Raw genomic sequence first — 17,107 nt, forward strand, 5'->3', positions numbered from 1 at the left:
CCACCTTATGGCGGGGGTGGGGAAAGAAAATAAGAACAAGGGGAAAATCCAAACGAAAAGAGTGGGCCCCACAGGAGGAACTTTTGGGGGCCGACCCCACTGCTGTCGTTGCGGAGGCCTGCCTCGGCCCCCCGACCGCCGGTTATCCGATATTCGCGGACAAATCCGGAATCATCCGATGTACTTCGGCTTCCCAGTACGTCCAGGCGTGGATACCCGCCTGCGGGAACGAGTACGTGACATTGTTCGCACCCAGCGACATCATCCGCAGCTGGAACGATCGGGTGTTGGCGAGCGCCAGCGCCTCCAGCGCCATTCCGTTCACGGTATTGCCGTTGAATCCGTCGGCCGGCGCGGGCAACCCGCTACCAGCGGATATCCATAGGCGGGTGTTGTGGTCGCGCAGTAGCGGCGCGAAAACGAACGGATCCATCCGCAGCCACTGCGGACCCCACGGTGGCGCCATTGAGTCGACGTTGTACCCACCGGCATCGATCATGGCCAGCCGGATGGCCTCACGCATACCCGGCGCGGAGATGTTCAGGTAGCCGGAGTAGGAGCCGGCGAAACTGAACTGGTCCGGGTGATAGGCGGCCAGAGTCAAGGCGCCGCTGCCGCCCATCGACAATCCGAATACGCCGTTGCGGTACGGGTTGAACCCGAGACGGTCGCGCAATGCCCAGCGCAAATGCTGGTTTATGAACGTTTCCCAGGCGTAGCGATAGCTTTTGCCCGGCCCTTCGGATGCCACGTTGAGTGCGCCGGATCCCGAGGACGAGCCGGTCGGCGGCGCCCCGAAGAACGAACTCGGCGCATTCCAGTCGGCGTAGAAGCTGGACATACCGCCGATCGGCATGACGACGTTGATATTCCAGTCGGTGAGCGCGTCGGCGACATTGGTATCGAACTCCCAGCCGCTGTGCGTCTCGGGGGCGCGCATACCGTCCAGGGCGTAGACGACGCGGTTGGTGTTGCCGTCCTTGGCCCGGAAGATCCGTGACCTGATCGGGCCCATCTCGGGGGAATCGACCACGAAATCGAATCCCCGGGGATTGGGTGCCGCCTCGACCCGGGCGCCCGAATCGGACAACGACACCGCGAGCGGGGCGAGCAGTGCCACGGTGATACCCAGCGCCCAACGACCGATCCACCGCCGGGATCGGACCGATCTGAGCCTTCGCGCACTTCGCATTCGACTAGACCTTTCGCCTGGACAGCCGGACAGCAAACCACGAGCTACGTTACCGGCCCCATATGGATACGTAGACCACGGCACCCGCTGGATACGGACGCCGTTACCTGGATACATGTCCCTGGTGTATCAATCGACCAGGTGCGTGTTCATGGTGCCAGATCCTGGCACAGGTCACGTGCATAAGTGTGGCGCGGCTGCGATTTCGTTGCCGCACAGCCCAGTGGGCGGGTGCGGCAACGCTTCCGCAAAACAGACCGTCCGGTCCGCCGAGATCAGCCGATATTCGCCGACAGGTCCGGGATCATCCGGTACACCTCGTCGGTCCAGTACCGCCAGTTGTGCACACCGACGGCCGGGAAGTCGTAGGTCACGTTCTGGGCCCCCAGCGACATCATGCGGGCCTGGAACGCCCTCGTGTTGACCAACGCCAGCGCCTCCAGGCCCATGGCGTTCACGGTGTGCATATCCAGCCCGTCCGCAGCCGCGGGCAGCCCGCTACCGGCCGAAATCCAGAGCCGGGTGTTGTTGGCGCGCAGCATCGGCGCGAAGACGAACGGGTCCATCCGCAGCCACTGCGGGCTCCACGGTGGCGCCATTGCGTCGATATTGAACCCGCCGGCGTCCAGCATGGCCACCCGCAGAGCCTCGCGCATACCGGGGGCGGAGACGTTCAGATAGCCCGAATAGGAGGCCGCGTACCGGAACTGGTCCGGATGGTATGCCGCGAGGGCGAGTGCCGCACTACCACCCATGGACAGCCCGAAGACGCCGTTTCCGTTCGGGTTGAAGCCGAGCCGGTCGCGCAGCGCCCAGCGCAGGTCGCGGGTCAGGAAGGTTTCCCATTTGTAGGTGTTCGACCGGCCCAGCCCGGCCGCCGAACCCGAGGCCAGCCCCGAACCCGAATCCGCCGCCGACCCGCTGGCGTCACCGGCGCTACCGGAACTGCCGAGGCCGAAGAAATTGCTCGGCGCGTTCCAATCCGCGTAGAAGCTGGAGCGGCCGCCGACCGGCATGACGACGTTGATATTCCATTTGGTGAGCTCACGGGCGACATCGGTATCGATTTCCCAGCCGCTGAGATCGTCGCGGGCGCGCATCCCGTCCAGCGCGTAGACCACCCGGCCGGTGTTCCCGTCCGCGGCGCGGAAGATACGCGATTTGATCGGCCCCATCTCCGGGGATTCGACCCAGAAATCGAACCCGAAAGCGGGATCGAAACGCGCCGACGCCGGAGCGTCCGGACCCGCGACCGACATCCCCACCGGCAGCAGTACCGCCAAAGAGAGCAGTGCCGCTCGTTTCAGCCGGTTGCCCAGCCGCCGCCCTGGGTGGCCGGTCCGTTGGCCGTGGCCGATAACGCCTCGCATTACTCCCACCCTCCGTCGTGCGACCCATCGATCGCGTGGTCCGACGCCGGTTCCCGGCTGCGTGCGTACCGGGAACGGACGCCAGCACAATAGCGTGACACGCCGACAGCCGCCCGCCGGGAACCCACGCCGATCCGGCGGTGCCGAAAAGCTATCGGCGAACGGGCAGCTCAGCGTACCGGCGGAACCGGATCGACCAGGCCACAGCGTTGAATCTCATACTCCGGGACGCGGTCGATGCGGTAGGACGCGAAATCGAAGGCGTGCAACAGATTGTGCTTGAAGCGTTCGAAGGTCAACGGGCCCTTGTAGGACAGCATCAATGCGTGGGTCTGCGGGCAGGACATGGCGACGTGGGCCTGTTCCACCCAGTCCTCGTCCATGTACCAGGGCAGCCACGGTTTGCGGTCCACCATGCCGGTTTCCACGATCACCCAGTCCGGGTAGAGGCTCTTGTCGTGACCGATACGGCCGTCCTCGAGTCGTTCGGTATGCGCGGCCAGCGGGAAGGCCAGACCCATCGGATCGATGACCCGCACGTCCAGCGGGACGTTCATGCTGGTCATACCGAGATTGAGGAAGTAGACCGTATGTCCCGCACCGCCCGGCGGAATCGGGACCGGCGGCGGCGCCACGTACCAGAACATGAACGACGGCGAATTCAGCAGCAGGCCACCGTCGGGCGTGTTCTCGATGGCCTCCACCATGGGCCGCATCCGCGCGTAGTCGAGGTAGTCCTCGGCGCGGATCGGGTGGTCGTGACCGGTATTGAGGACGTAGTAGATACGTTCGTCGACGATACCGGAGTCATCGATCTTGGTTCCGGTTTGGATCGCGGTGGTCCCCGAGGCCATCAGCGCCCAGACCACGGTCCCCGCCAGCGCGACCACCAGCAGGCCGAAGGCCGGGGCGTCCCGGCGCGTCAACGCCCGGACCCCGCCCTCGGGCAGCCGCAGCGGCAGCACCGCGACCGGTAGCAGGAACAGGAACAGCTGCGGCAGCAGCATCCGGCCGTGCATGAAATCGCCGCCGACCCGCAGCGCGTAGACGGTGAGGATCACCGCGGCGCCCAGCACCAGCGTGACCACCGCGGCCGGGGTCCGCAGCCGTTCGCGCAGCCGCCGGATCCGCCCGGGTTTCTCCGCCGCCGGATCTTGTTCTGCGGCGGGGTCCACCACGACCGGTTCGGCGCGATACGCCCGCGCCGCCACCAGGCCCGCGATCAGCAGAATCGCCAGCGGCACATAGAGGTAGTACGGGCCGGCGAGATCCCAGAGGTAGGTGAGACCCTGTCCCCATTTGGCTCCGCCCGCATCCTTGGCGACCGCGGTGTTCGGGTACGGCAGCCCGTAGTAACCCATCCGCCAGACCTGGTAGCACAGCGGTACCGCGCCGGCCACGGCGACGATCAGCCCGCGCAGCAGCCACGGCCGCAACCGGGAGGCCGGCATCGGGGCGAAGAAGATCAACAGCAGGGCCAGCCCGCCGACCACCGCCATCTCCGGGCGGATCAACGGGGCCAGGCCCGCGAGAAATGCCAGTCCCAGCAGCCCGGGAACGCCGGGGCGTTCCGCTTTGCTCCAGCGGATCAGCAGCAGCCAAAGCAGCGCGATCCAGCAGATGACCAGGCAGTTCTCCAGGCCGGAGGTCACATAGTCGCGGGCCGGGGGTACGGCGATATAGGCCAGCGCACCGGCCGGCAGCAGTAGCGTCGACGAGGCCGGACCCCACAGCTTGCCCGTGCCCAGCATCGCTAACGCCAGCGCCAGCAGCGAAAGCGTCAGCGCGACACCCAGGACGACGTATTCGAGCCGGGCCTGGGTCACCCAGCTGAAGAACCACACGATGTAGGTCCATGCCGTACTGGTATTGGTCTCCACCCGCTCGCCCGGGTTGAATACCGGGCCGTTACCGGCCAGCAGATTGCGCACCGTACGCAGGACGATGAGACCGTCGTCGGCGATCCAGCGCCGCTGCCAGCCGCCGAAAGCGAGCAGGGCGACGGTCGCCACGATCCCACCCGCGAACACCGCGCGCGGTATCCAGGTGGGACGCGCCGACGAGCGGGGCTGCTCGGTGGCAGCCCGCTCGCCGGTCTTTTCTTTTTCGGCTACCGCAATCTCGTCAGAAGAGATAGACAGCGACACCTACCGCTCCGATCCAGGCAATGGCGAGCAACTGCAGGACGCGGTCCCCGAAGGCGATCTCTTCCGGCTCCCCGGCTTCACCACCGTCGACATCCACGGCGTAACGCAGAATCGCGATGGTGAACGGGATCATCGAGAGAGCAAACCACTCCGTATCTTTGGCCGCACCCTGTTCGAAAGCCCACAGTCCGTAGAAGACCACGACCGCCGTGGCGGCCAGGCTCCAGGTGAATCGTAGGTAGGTCGGGGTGTAGTACTCCAGGGATTTGCGAATCTTGGCCCCGGTCGAAAGCGCCAGCTGCAGCTCGGCGTACCGCTTACCGGCCGCCATGAACAGCGACCCGAAGGCCATGATCAGCAGGAACCACTGCGACAGCGGGATTCCGGCGGCCACACCGCCGGCCACCGCGCGCAGCAGGAATCCCGAGGACACGATGCAGATATCCAGAACGGCCTGATGCTTGAGACCGAAGCAGTAGGCCAGCTGGACACCGACGTACACGCCGATGGCGACGGCGAGCTGCCAGTTCGCCACGAAGGAGAGCCCGATCGAACCGATCAGCAGCACCGCCGACAGCGCGAAGGCCAGGTTCACCGGAACCACACCGGCCGCGATCGGGCGGAACCGCTTGGTGGGATGCGCCCGATCGGCCTCGACGTCCATCGCGTCGTTGACCAGATAGATACCCGAGGCCGCCATACAGAAGACCACGAACGCGATCGCGACGCTGCCGAGCACATCCAGATCGGTGACCGACCCGGCGGCCATCGGTGCCGCCAGCACCAGGACGTTCTTCACCCACTGGCGCGGGCGTGCGGCCTTGATCAGGCCACCGACCAAGGTCTTGGGTGGTCCCTTGACCTCGGCCTCGGCCAGATCGACGCCGGTGGGCTCTTCACTCATATCAGGCAGTGCCTTTTCGTCTCGGGCCTTTTCGTCTTGTACGGTCACTGTCGAGTCTCTTTTCGGCGGCGAGCAGGACGGCGGCGGACGCGGCGCCGAGCGCGGAACCGGCGATCACATCGGAGGGGTAATGCACCCCGAGAACGACCCTGGACAGCAACATCGGCGGTACGAGCACCGCTGGCAAGGGTAGCCCGGTCAATTTTCCGAGCAGCACCGCCGCCGCCGTTGTCGAGGTCGCGTGCGAGGACGGGAAGCTCAGTTTGCTCGGCGTACCGACGTTGACCTGCACCGACGGCGCGTGCGGTCGCGGGCGGCGCACTATGCGCTTGATCACGATGGACGCCGCGTGTGCACCGACGGCGCCGACGGCCACCCCGGCCCACTGCCGCCGGCGGGGTTTGTCGGCGAGCGCACCGGCCGCGGCGATCGCGACCCAGCCGAGCGCATGCTCGCCGAAATGCGACATACCGCGCGCCGCCGAGATCACCGGCGGGGTCGCGATGGCGCCCTGCACCGCCTCGATGATCTTCACCTCGGGCGGGGCCTGGCCGGCGGCCGAATCCTGCAGGCTCGGGTTCATCGCATTCACCGCTGGGTCTCCGTACTACCGTCGATGCCGAAAACCTTCTCCCACGCGGCGGTACCGGTGAGTTCCGCATGCGCGGCACGATAGCGCTGCCGCATCTCCGGCATCCGGTCGGCGAGTTCCTTACGCAACCGCAGCGCTTCGCGCAGCAGCCCGTAGGCCTGCCGCGGATCTCGTTTCCGGTACACCACGCCGCGTCCGTCAGCAGTGGTGACGGTGACTCCGTCGACCTGGGAGAGCAGGAACCAGCGCGCGTCCAGGGTCGGCACATTGAGCTGCGGGCGCTCATGATGCTCCGGATGCGCCGGCCGCAGGTTGTTCAGCACGCCTTTGCCGAGCCGCACGATCTTGGCGATCGGGTTGGCCGGTTCGGCCACCGCGCCGACGCCGATACCGCTGGCCAGCGGCAGTTCGGTCGAGGACGGCAGGGTTACCGCGTCCGGATACTGTTTGCGCAGTTCGTGTACCGCGCCCAGCGCGCTGGGCAGCAGTTCGAAAAGACGCTGGGGGCCGGCCAGGAAATCGCGGATGGCCAGATTCTGCACCGCGACCGTCGAATATTCCAGGCACAGCAGGTGTTTGACGGTCGCCTTGACGGTGTGCGCGATCATCGCGCGCCCGCTACCCGGCTGGTACAGCGAGGCCACCACCAGGCGGTTGCGCAGATGGAAATACGCCTGCCAGTCGATGGCGTCGTCTTTATCGCTCCACGCCATATGCCAGACCGCGGCACCCGGCAGGGTGACCGTCGGATAACCGGCTTCACGGGCCCGCAATCCGTATTCGACGTCGTCCCATTTCAGGAACAACGGCAGCGGCTGCCCGAGTTGTTCGGCCACCTGCCGCGGAATGACGCAGGTCCACCAGCCGTTGAAATCGCCGTCGATACGCCGGTGCAGCAGTTTCGAATTGTCCCGGTCACGCAGCGGGTACTTCGCGAAATCGTGGTCGTATTCGACATTCGGCGCCGCCGACCACATGAAGATATTGCGGTCGACCACCTCGCCCATCACATGCAGGTGCGAACGTTCCTGCAGGTTGAGCATCTGACCGCCCACCAGCACCGGAGATTCGGCGAAACGGGCGAATGCCAGGGAGCGCAGTATCGAATCGGGTTCGATCTCGATATCGTCGTCCATGTAGACGATGTATTCGGCACTGGTCGATTTCAGCGCCTCGTACATCACCCGGCTGTATCCACCGGACCCGCCGAGATTCGGCTGATCGTGAATGGCGAGCCGGTCACCGAGTACGGCGGCGGCCTCGTCGAAACCGGGTTCGTCGACGACCTTGCGGGTGCCTTGATCGGGAATGATCACCGCGTCGATCTGCGCCAGCACCAGCGGGTCGGCACCGAGCGCGGCCAGCGTTTTCACCGCATCGGTGGGACGGTTGAAGGTCGGCATACCGACCGCGATCCGGCCCTCGCCGGGGGCTTCGATCGGCGCGTACCAGCCGCCGGATACCAGCGTCACCGCGGTATCGGTCGTGATATCGAACCAGAGCCAGCCGCCGTCCTCGAACGGCCCGAAATCGGTCTCCAGTTCGAGCGTGACGGTTTCGGCGCCGGGCGCCACCGCGAACTCCTGGCCCTGTACGTGGATACGCGAGCCGTCGGCCTTGGACCGGTACATATCGACCCGGCCGTGCCCGGCCAGCTCCAGCCGCAGCACCACCGAATCGAGGATGCTCCAGCGCCGCCAGTAACTGGCCGGCAGCGCGTTGAAATACGTGCAGAACGACACCTCGGACTCCGCGCCCACCGAGAGCGAGGTCCGGGTGCCGGCGTGTGCGCGCCGGGCGTTGGTCGCCGACTCTTCCAGGTAGAGGGTGCGCACATCCAGCGGCTCACCCGGGCGGGGCAGGATCACTCGCTGCAGGAGTGACTTCGCACGGGTGGTGGACGCGCTGTGCGTCAGTGATGCGGAGGTCATACGTCGTTGTTCTCCTCGGCCAGCGGTGCACCCGATTCCAGATGCGGCCGCAGCACATTGTCGAACATGTTCAGTGCGCTCGCGATGGCCATATGCATATCCAGGTACTGGTAGGTACCGAGGCGGCCGCCGAACAGAACCCGCGCCGAAGCGGTCTCCTGCTTGGCCAGCGCGCGATACGCGGTCAGTTTGGCTCGGTCTTCAGGGGTGTTGATCGGATAGTACGGTTCGTCGCCGGTCTTGGCGAAACGCGAGTACTCGCGCATGATGACCGTTTTGTCCGTGGGGTAGTCCCGCTCCGGATGGAAATGCCGGGGCTCGATGATGCGGGTGTAGGGCGGGTCGGCGTCGTTGTAGTTCATCACCGATGTGCCCTGGTAGTCACCGGTCGGCAGGACCTCGGTCTCGAAGTCGATCGTGCGCCAGCCCAGCTCGCCCTCGGCGTAGTCGAAGTAGCGGTCCAGCGGGCCGGTGTAGATGACCGGGGCGTCCGGGTTCTGCGCACGCAACTCGTCGCGCACGTCGAACCAATCGGTGTCCACCCGGACCTCGATCAGTTCACTGGCCGCCATGTTCTCCAGCCACTTCGTGTAGCCCTCCTTGGGCAGGCCCTCGTAGGTGTCGTTGAAGTAGCGGTTGTCGAATGTGTAGCGGACCGGCAGCCGGGTGATATTGCCGGCCGGCAGCTCCTTGGGGTCGGTCTGCCACTGTTTGGCGGTGTAATCGCGGACGAAAGCCTCGTAGAGCGGGCGGCCGATCAGCGAGATGGCCTTTTCCTCGAGGTTCTGCGCGTCGGCGGTCTCGATCTCGGCGGACTGCTCGGAGATCAGCGCACGGGCCTCCTCCGGAGTGAAATACCGGCCGAAGAACTGCGAGACCAGCCCCAGCCCCATCGGGAACTGATAGGCCTGGCCCTTGTGCAGGGCGAAAACACGATGCTGATAACCGGTGAACTCGGTGAACTGCGTGACATAGTCCCAGACCCGCTTGTTCGAGGTGTGGAACAGATGTGCACCATATTTGTGGATTTCGATCCCGGTTTCCGGTTCGGGCTCCGAATAGGCGTTACCGCCGATATGCGGACGGCGGTCCAGCACGAGGACTCTCTTGCCGAGTAAATTCGCGCTGCGCTCGGCGACGGTCAGCCCGAAGAAACCGGAGCCGACGACGATCAGGTCGAACTGTGCGTTGTTATCTGAGTTACCCGGAGACGATGCGGCGGTCACGGGAGCCCAGCGTATCGGAAGCATTTCCCGGCGCCAGTCGGGATCAGCGGGTGGATGGTAACGCCAGGTGAGACGGGTTCCGGACAGATAGAGCCTGAATCGTGACAATGCCTACCCCGCGGTCGTGGACGGCCGGATCAAGTGGATCGTGGACGCCTACCCGGGATCGGTACGGGACGTATCGGTGAGCTCGACCGGCCTGGCACCATGGTCGAGCAGCTCGATACCGATGCCCGCCGGGGTGACGAGCACCGGTATCGGGGTGATTCGTGGATCGTCAGTAACCGTACGGAGCGGGTCCGTAGCCGCCCGCCATGGCGGGCATGGCAGGCATCCGGGCGGCGTCGATCCACCGCTTGGTGGAGCCCACAGCGGCGAAGATCAGCGTGAGGATAGCGAAGATGGACCCGCCCAGAACGGTCGTTTGACTGTTGGGCATGCCGAACGTGAGGACAAGAGTCATCGCGATGCAACCCACGCAGCCGATGATGACCATAACCCGACCGGAGCTCTTGCGACGAAGCAAGAGAATGCCACCTATCAACAGCATGAGAGCCAGCAATACATAGACGACACCGAACACAAGGCTGACGCCTTCGAAGTCGATATCGATGTCCGTCCCACTGCTACTGCTACTGCTACTGCTACTGGAGCTGCTCCCGCGACGACGCGCGCCTGTCGCCAGCACCGCTCCGTTTGTCAGGGAGCTCTCAGAAGTGGCGGCGGACAGCACGAACATGCCAATACCCGTGAGTGTGCAGGAAATCGCACCCAGCAGCGCGAGGATACCGGCGGTGATACCGGTTCCCCCACCCGGCGGGGGCTGCGGGTGCCCGTACGGGTTGGGTGCGGCCGCGTAGACCGGTGCCGGGTAGGCCGGGGGCGGGTAACCGGGACCTGGCGCCGGGTAACCCGGTTGATGCGGCGGCTGACCATACGGATAACTCATGGGACCTCCCCCTGATAAAGGTTTTCGGGAACTCTACCGCGCCGCAATCGAGTTCGCCGACGTCTCGTCCCACTCATTGTGAAACGCGGGTGTCCGCACTTTTTTTCGTGTGCGGACACCCGCGCCGGCCCGTTTCCTATTCGAGATAGGTGTCCGCGTAGTACTTCATCGCGTCGCGAACCAGCTCTACCGTGCCCTTTCCGTGCCGGTCGTAGTGGACCCCGAAACGTTCGTCGGCGACATACATTTCACCGAGCCCGGCGAATTCCTTCGCGCTCGGCCGCCGGCCCTGCCAGCCCACCGACACCCATTCGTAGTGGCGCCGGGTAATCGCCTGGACCTCGGCACTGTCCGGCGCCAGCCCGGCCTGCCACGCCCGGCCGTATTCCGCGGCGATATCGAGCTGATCCTGCTGGAACTGCTGTTTCTGTGCCGCGGTGAGCGCATTCCACCACCGGTCGCCGCGCTCGTAGGTCTCGGCGCCCCAGCGCTCGGTGACCTCGTCCTTGTATTGCGTGTGGTCGAATTCTTCGAAAACTTCTGCCGCCACGAGTCGTTCACCTCTTTCCAATTTGCCCAACGTGGTGTGTACCGACTCGATCCGGCGGCGGATCCGGTCCTGTTCGCCCTGTAACAGGTCCAATTGCGCGCGCAGGGCGGTGGCGGCGTCCTTTTCCCCGGCCAGGATCTCCCCGATCACGGGCAGACCCACACCGAGTTCGCGCAGCAGCAGGATCCGCTGCAGCCGCACCAGGGAACGCTCGTCGTAATAGCGGTATCCGTTGGCGCCGATCCGGCTGGGCGGCAGCAGTCCTACCTGCCCGTAATGGCGCAGCGTGCGACTGGTGGTGCCGGCAGCCCTGGCCAGCTCCTGGATGGACCATTCGCCGGTGCCCGAACCCGCGCCCACGACCCTTCACCTCTTCCGTATCGCGTCGGTTCCTCCAGCGTGCAAGTTGACGCAGCGTAAAGGTCAAGCGGTCGCGGGGCGGCGTTCACGCGCCGTCGAACAGGTCTGTCGACTCCATGTCCGTGGGAATTTTCTGGGCACCCGGTACGGCGGCCGGGCGGTCGCCTTGCAGCGCGCCGGACGGGGTTTCCGGTGCCTCCACGGCGCCGGCGCGACCCGCCGGTACTCGCCCCGGAGCGGTACCGGGGTCGCTTCCGGCGTCTCCCGAACTTCCCGATTCGGTGGTCCCGGGGTCGGTCGTTCCGGGAGCGCTGGTGCCAGGTTCGGTTGCTTCCGAATCAGCGCTGCCCACCGCGGGCTCCTCCAGGTTCGGCACCATCTGCATCAGCGTGGTGAAGTCGACAACCTGCGCACCGAGGGTCGGTGTGTAGACGATGACGCCGTTCTCGAACAATCGGTAGCTACCGGCGTCGTCGGGAAGCTGCATTTCGGGGGTGACGGGCAGGCCGACCACACTGCGCACACCGCCCATTTCCGCGTAGGCGGTATCGATCGGCGAGGGCGTTTCGCCCGGTTTCACGCCGGGTAGTGCCGGATTCGTCCCGTCCGGTGACATCGGCAGGCTGCCCTCGGGAGTACGCGGCACCGGCGCGCCCGCGTTCGGGGCGGTCTTGTCGCCCTCCGGCGACACCGGCGGTACGGAGTCGCCGGGCATCCCGGGAGTGGATCCGTCGGGCCGCGCGGCCTGGATCTCCGGGTCGCCCGGCGCGGCCGGCATGGGACCGGCTACGGCGAGTTCCGCGGGTGTCGGGCCCACCTCGAAAGTCTGGATATCGGCGGGTTGCCCGCCGTCGGGGGCGGCGGAGTACTCCGACCGCAGAATCCGCCCGTCACGCAGCAGCACCCGGCCCGCGGTGGCTTCCACCGCGGCGGTGGTGCGCGGATCCTCCTGGGCCGTGCCGCTGTAGACCTGGCAGTCGGTGGTGTCGCAGGTCTGCGCGTACGGCCAGCGGGTCTCGGCGAGGGCGTAGGAGCGCGCCGCGATGGCCTGGGCTTCGAGCGCCACGGGGTCCCAGCCGGCAGGCATCTCCGCGGGGATCACGCCGCGTAAATAGTCCTGGACGTCCACCCGGTTGACGGTGCGGGGGTCGCCGTTTTCGGTGGCCACGCCCACGGAGCCACGGTAGGCGCCGCCCCCGCACAGGGTGAGGTGCTCGTTCGCCGGGCGGTTGGGGTTCGGGTCGACTGGATAGACCCAGGGGTCGCCGACGGAGGTCTCCCAGAGCACGCCGCCCTCGCATCCATCGGTGACGACGACATGCGCGCCGCCGTCCGGCAGGGGTATCAGGCGGGCGGCCTGGCCCGGCTCGAGCACCCGGCCCGCCACCCGGGCGCCCGCATCCGAGAAAACGACCGGTTCGGCGCCGTCGTAGCCCTGCAACCGGACCGATACCGAAGCCGGGCCGACAGTGCCGATCTCGGCCCCGGGGTAGTAGTGCCCGAGGATCTGCTCGACACTCTGGCCGCTGCGCGCGTTTTGCAGGGCGCCGTGCTGACTGAGCCCCCTGCCGTGCCCGGGACCGGCCTCGGCAATCATCCGGTATACCTCACCGGCGGAGGGCGCCAATAGCGAGCCGCCGATCAGCAGAGCCGTGGCGCCGCAGGCGAACATCGGCCCGGGCCTGATCCTTCGTCCCCGCATCGACCGGGGTAATCGGCGCACTACCAGCGGATTACCAAGGCGCAGCGGACCTTTCGAGCGAGTTATGCTGTTTCGGTATGGCATACGAGCACTCCCATCGATTCGCCCGGACGTTTGCCTCGACACGACGTCGGCATGTCGTTTCGACCGGCCACGCTCCGGGAGCTACATTCGAGCGACCAGGTAAGCCTCAACCTCAGGTTTAGATTTGTGACGAATGTGGCTAGTGTGGTCCGTGAGACTCGAGTACGCAAGCATGACTTGCTCACCGATCACCGGTTGCAACCCTGATTGGAGATGCTCGTGCCCTACCGCAAACCGAAGCGTTCCTACGTCCTGCCGGTTGTCGCGCTGATTGCGGTAGCGGGGCCGCTCCTGGTTCCCACGGTTATCAGCCCACACAAATCGGCCGACCAGGTGGAACTCACCGCCGTACCGCCCCTGCTCACCGAGCAGGCGTTGAGCAACGCCACCGATATCGTCCTGCCGCTGGCCGAACTGACCGGCCTCGAACTCCCCGACCTTCGATTATCCGATTTGCAGGCACTCGATCTGCCCGGACTCGCCCCGGCCGATTCCCCACCGCCTTCGACATCCGGCCGACAGGTCCCCGGATTCGTCACCGGAGCCCCCGGCGGCGGCACCCCCTCCGCCGACACGCCCGCACTCACCCCCGGCGTCATCCCCCCTGAATTCATGGACGCCGTCGGCGCCCAGGTCAAGGAACTGACCCGGGAAGAGCCGTTCAGCATGGTTGCGCTGACCGCGCCGGACCTGGCCAACACCACCGTCATGGTCCGCGCCAAACAGCCCGACGGCGCATGGGGCCAGTGGTACGAGGCCAGCCCGATCGACGGCGCCGACGGCGTGGCCGACGGCGCGCCCGCAGGCACCGACCCGATCTACGTCGGGAACACCACAGCGGTACAGGTTCTGGTCACCCGGACACCGGAGCAGGCCCCGGGCGGACCGCTGACCCCCACCCCGGCCGCGGCCGGCGAACAAGAGCCGCCCCCCGATCTCACCGCCGTCCTGATCGATCCCGGTCGCGGCGCCGTCGACGACAATCTGCAGGACATCGCCGCCGCCCTGCCCGGCGGCGGACCACGAGTGATCACCCGTAATCAATGGGGCGCAGACGAATCCATCCGCTGCCAGGAACCCACCTACGACGACGGCCTCGGCGGTATCACCGTGCACCACACCGCCGGTCGCAACGATTACAGCAAGGCCGAATCGGCCGGAATCGTGCGCGCCATCTACGCCTACCATTCGCAGACCCTCGGCTGGTGCGATATCGGCTACAACGCCCTGGTCGACAAGTACGGGCAGATCTTCGAAGGCACCTACGGCGGTCTGAACGAGCCGGTACAGGGCGCGCACGCGGGCGGTTTCAACGAGAACACCTCCGGAGTCGCGATCATGGGCGACTACCAGACCGAACAGCCCACCGACGCCTCGATCGAAGCCATCGGCAAATTCATCGGCTGGCGCGCGAAGATCGCCGGACTCGACCCGAAGGGTCAGACCACCATGTACTCGGAGGGCACCGAGTTCACCCCGTACGCCCGCGGTGAAGAGGTGAAACTGCCGGTTGTGTTCGCGCACCGCGACGTCGGCAACACCAGCTGCCCGGGCGATGCCGCATACGCGCAGATGGACCGCATCCGCACGATCGCCGCCGGTGAAGCCGGCGGAACACAATCACAGACGCAGACACCACGCAGCCAGGCCTCCCGCTCCGACCTGGCCGCCCTCGCCGACCTCACCGCGAAGCTGCTGACCATGGTCAACGACAACCTGATCGCCAAATACTGGGCCTCCAAGGGCGGCCCCGAGGGCCCGCTCGGCCAGGCGGCCTCCGAACCGCTGCCCGCCGCCCAGGGCCAGCAGTACGCGAAATTCGTGAACGGTTACGTCTACACCACCCCCGACGGGCAGGCCCACGAGGTGGTCGGCAAGATCCTCGACCGCTTCCTGGAACTCGGCGCCGACGCCGGCGCCCTCGGCCTGCCGTTGACCAGCCCGTACCCGGTACCCGAGGGTTTGCGCGCCGACTTCCAGAACGGTTCGCTGATCCTGAACCAGGCGACCGATGTGGTCAGCACGCTCTGGAAGACCTACAACGAACTCAACCAGCAGCAGGTCCAGGGTGCGCCGGGTCAACCACCGCACCCGCAGGCCGCTCCGCTCCCGGCGCCGGGTCTGCCGCAGGGAGTCACACCGACACCGGCACCCGCCCTCGCCGCCCCGCCGCCCGTACACGACCAGGTACCGGGCGCCCCCGCACCTGCCTTGGCCGCACCGGCGCCGCAACCGCAAGCGCCCGCCCAGGTTCCGCCCCAAGCGCAGGTTCCGGCCCGCACCCAAGTTCCGGCCCAGGCCCAAGTTCCGGCTCCGGCTCCGGCTCCGGCTCCGGCTCCGGCTCCGGGAGACAGTTCCACACCGAGCACTCCCATCGCGCCCCCGGCCGGTGCAGCGATCCACGAAACACCCCCGGCACAACCGGCACCCGCGGCATCGCCCGAACCTGCCTCCGGCACCCCGGAGCAGCAACCACAACCACCTACACCGCTACCGGCCCCGGCCGGGCAGGAGGGACCTCCGCCGGCCTCGGCAACCACCGGCGAACCGACGGCCCCGCCGGCCCCGGCCGCCTGAATCGAGTCCGGAAAACCGCGCCGACCGTGTACAACGGTCGGCGCGGTTCTGTGTCCGGCCGGTGCTCATCAACATCGGGGCCGGCGCTCCCCAGTTCCAGGCTGCCGGCGCTTCGCGGCACACGGATCGGATACCCCGTTGTGGCACCGCGCCCGGTCCGACGAGCTCCAGGACTCAGTGCCGCGAAAAACGTGCGCACCCGAAGCAGAGATGACAACGCCTCTATTCCCGTCGTATCCGCCCGGCGCCGGTCCGAGAACGCCCCGATCGCAGGCCGGAACCTGTGGCGGCGGACAAGGTTGCGACGCCCTAGCAGGTCGTCTGTGTATTCCGTCGGGCGGCGGGCAGGTGTTGCACAGCTTCGGCGGGGCGAACGGTCACGGACCGTCATGGTGGTGCGCCGCCGCGCAGATCCACCGACATCACCGGTAGGTAGCCGACTTCGCCCACGAACGCGCCGTGGGCCACGGTGTATGCCGCAACGCCCTCGGCGAAGTCGGCTGAGGCCGTTGCCCGCATCGGTGTCGCCGGATGGCATCGCCCCGGGACGTTTACCCACGGGCAGTACGGTGACACTCGCGTTCGGTGTCAGCCGCGCGAATCGTCCCCCGGCCACCAGCGTTCCAGCACCCGCGCGACCCCGTCTTCGGAGTTCGTCCCGGTCACCTCGTCCGCGGCCGCGATGGCCTCCGGGTGCGCATGCCCCATCGCCACCCCCAGCCCGGCCATCCGCAGCATCGGCACATCGTTGGGCATATCGCCGAACGCGACCATATCGGCCGGGTCGATGCCGAGCCGCTCGCCGATGATGCGCAACCCGTGCGCTTTGGTGACGCCGGGCGCGGAGATCTCGACCAGCCCGTGGTCGGTCGAATAGGTGATATCCGCCCGGTCACCGATATGCCCGGCCAGCGTCGCCGCCATATCGCCGCTACTGGTCCCCGGCAGCCGGATCAGCATTTTTATCGCCGGGGAGGCGATGACCTCATCGCGCGCCACGGCCGTATCGTCCGGGTTCAACCAGGCGTGCACATACTCCGGCGAGCTCACGAACTGCGGCGTCGCCGCGTCGTGTGCGCTGGCTCCCACCCGTTCGGCCGCCAGACCACATCCGGGCAGCACCTTCTCCGCGAGATCGGCGAGCCAGGCCAGCGTCGGCACATCGAGGACGGTGGTGCTCAGCACCCGGTCGGTTTCGGGGTCGTACAGCACCGCCCCGTTACCGCATACGCACAGCGGCGCGAACCCCAGCCCCGCGACCACCGGCGCAATCCACCGCGGCGGCCGCCCCGTCGCCAGCACGAACTGCACACCGTCGGCCACCAGCGCCCCCACGACATCCCGGGTCCGCGCGGTGACCCGCTCATACGGGTCGATCAGAGTGCCGTCCACGTCGGAGGCCACAAGCTTGGGTTTGGGCATTTGCGATGCGGTCACCCAGTCCATTCTGCTGTGTCCCCGGTACGTCGGGCCCCCGCGGGCACCGCAGTGTCCCGCGCAGACAACCCACGACCCGCCAGGCC

The 17,107-nt window shown here is 66.8% G+C and carries 13 protein-coding genes; 1 reads left to right on the forward strand and 12 read right to left on the reverse strand.

All coding sequences use genetic code 11. The features are described from left to right. Positions 1-142 precede the first annotated feature (142 nt). The 10 genes from ACFWPH_RS12960 to ACFWPH_RS13005 form a co-directional block, all read right to left on the reverse strand. Positions 143-1,192, reverse strand: coding sequence for an alpha/beta hydrolase (locus tag ACFWPH_RS12960; protein ID WP_378750429.1), 1,050 nt, complete (start codon positions 1,190-1,192; stop codon positions 143-145). Between the two features lie 275 nt (positions 1,193-1,467). Next, complete coding sequence (locus ACFWPH_RS12965) at positions 1,468-2,562, reverse strand: alpha/beta hydrolase (RefSeq protein WP_378750431.1); 1,095 nt, start codon at positions 2,560-2,562, stop codon at positions 1,468-1,470. Between the two features lie 170 nt (positions 2,563-2,732). Continuing rightward, positions 2,733-4,709 (reverse strand): flagellar motor control protein ZomB, encoded by a 1,977-nt coding sequence (gene zomB / locus ACFWPH_RS12970; protein WP_378750433.1) that lies wholly within the window; start codon positions 4,707-4,709, stop codon positions 2,733-2,735. After that, the gene (locus ACFWPH_RS12975; protein WP_378750434.1) at positions 4,687-5,613 is read right to left on the reverse strand and encodes a decaprenyl-phosphate phosphoribosyltransferase; all 927 of its coding nucleotides are present in this window, start codon (positions 5,611-5,613) and stop codon (positions 4,687-4,689) included. The genes zomB and ACFWPH_RS12975 overlap by 23 nt, the downstream gene beginning before the upstream one ends. 1 nt (position 5,614) lies before the next feature. Continuing rightward, positions 5,615-6,196: a phosphatase PAP2 family protein gene (locus tag ACFWPH_RS12980; RefSeq protein ID WP_378750733.1), complete on the reverse strand. Its 582-nt coding sequence runs from the start codon at positions 6,194-6,196 to the stop codon at positions 5,615-5,617. A gap of 5 nt (positions 6,197-6,201) precedes the next feature. Further along, positions 6,202-8,136, reverse strand: a complete 1,935-nt coding sequence (locus ACFWPH_RS12985) for a glycosyltransferase (protein WP_378750435.1) — start codon at positions 8,134-8,136, stop codon at positions 6,202-6,204. Next, entirely contained in the window at positions 8,133-9,362 is a 1,230-nt protein-coding gene (gene glf / locus ACFWPH_RS12990; protein WP_378750436.1) for a UDP-galactopyranose mutase, read from the reverse strand. The genes ACFWPH_RS12985 and glf overlap by 4 nt, the downstream gene beginning before the upstream one ends. Positions 9,363-9,639: 277 nt before the next feature. After that, entirely contained in the window at positions 9,640-10,311 is a 672-nt protein-coding gene (locus tag ACFWPH_RS12995; RefSeq protein WP_378750437.1) for a hypothetical protein, read from the reverse strand. A 136-nt stretch (positions 10,312-10,447) separates the two neighbouring features. Further along, complete coding sequence (locus ACFWPH_RS13000) at positions 10,448-11,221, reverse strand: MerR family transcriptional regulator (RefSeq protein ID WP_378750438.1); 774 nt, start codon at positions 11,219-11,221, stop codon at positions 10,448-10,450. Positions 11,222-11,306: 85 nt separating this feature from the next. Further along, positions 11,307-12,893 carry a SpoIID/LytB domain-containing protein gene (locus ACFWPH_RS13005; RefSeq protein ID WP_378750439.1) on the reverse strand — a complete coding sequence of 529 codons (1,587 nt, stop codon included), beginning with the start codon at positions 12,891-12,893 and terminating at the stop codon, positions 11,307-11,309. A 327-nt stretch (positions 12,894-13,220) separates the two neighbouring features. On the opposite strand from ACFWPH_RS13005, the gene ACFWPH_RS13010 reads away from it, so the two are divergent. Further along, a complete protein-coding gene (locus ACFWPH_RS13010; protein WP_378750441.1) occupies positions 13,221-15,584 on the forward strand; it encodes an N-acetylmuramoyl-L-alanine amidase in 2,364 nt (787 codons plus the stop codon). A gap of 387 nt (positions 15,585-15,971) precedes the next feature. Here ACFWPH_RS13010 and ACFWPH_RS13015 read toward each other — a convergent pair whose 3' ends face one another. Further along, entirely contained in the window at positions 15,972-16,103 is a 132-nt protein-coding gene (locus ACFWPH_RS13015; protein WP_378750443.1) for a hypothetical protein, read from the reverse strand. Positions 16,104-16,172: 69 nt separating this feature from the next. Beyond that, positions 16,173-17,030, reverse strand: coding sequence for an HAD family hydrolase (locus ACFWPH_RS13020; RefSeq protein ID WP_378750445.1), 858 nt, complete (start codon positions 17,028-17,030; stop codon positions 16,173-16,175). Positions 17,031-17,107: the final 77 nt, after the last annotated feature.

This window comes from Nocardia sp. NPDC058499, assembly GCF_042719915.1.
In the GTDB taxonomy this organism is placed as follows: domain Bacteria; phylum Actinomycetota; class Actinomycetes; order Mycobacteriales; family Mycobacteriaceae; genus Nocardia.

Bases quoted from the DNA above. Each gene is read 5' to 3' on its own strand.
- ACFWPH_RS12960 (WP_378750429.1), bottom strand. From the start codon at position 1,192: ATGCGAAGTGCGCGAAGGCTCAGATCGGTCCGATCCCGGCGGTGGATC.
- ACFWPH_RS12965 (WP_378750431.1), bottom strand. From the start codon at position 2,562: ATGCGAGGCGTTATCGGCCACGGCCAACGGACCGGCCACCCAGGGCGG.
- ACFWPH_RS12975 (WP_378750434.1), bottom strand. From the start codon at position 5,613: ATGAGTGAAGAGCCCACCGGCGTCGATCTGGCCGAGGCCGAGGTCAAG.
- ACFWPH_RS12980 (WP_378750733.1), bottom strand. From the start codon at position 6,196: ATGAACCCGAGCCTGCAGGATTCGGCCGCCGGCCAGGCCCCGCCCGAG.
- ACFWPH_RS12985 (WP_378750435.1), bottom strand. From the start codon at position 8,136: ATGACCTCCGCATCACTGACGCACAGCGCGTCCACCACCCGTGCGAAG.
- ACFWPH_RS12995 (WP_378750437.1), bottom strand. From the start codon at position 10,311: ATGAGTTATCCGTATGGTCAGCCGCCGCATCAACCGGGTTACCCGGCG.
- ACFWPH_RS13005 (WP_378750439.1), bottom strand. From the start codon at position 12,893: ATGTTCGCCTGCGGCGCCACGGCTCTGCTGATCGGCGGCTCGCTATTG.
- ACFWPH_RS13010 (WP_378750441.1), top strand. From the start codon at position 13,221: ATGCTCGTGCCCTACCGCAAACCGAAGCGTTCCTACGTCCTGCCGGTT.
- ACFWPH_RS13015 (WP_378750443.1), bottom strand. From the start codon at position 16,103: ATGCGGGCAACGGCCTCAGCCGACTTCGCCGAGGGCGTTGCGGCATAC.
- ACFWPH_RS13020 (WP_378750445.1), bottom strand. From the start codon at position 17,030: ATGGACTGGGTGACCGCATCGCAAATGCCCAAACCCAAGCTTGTGGCC.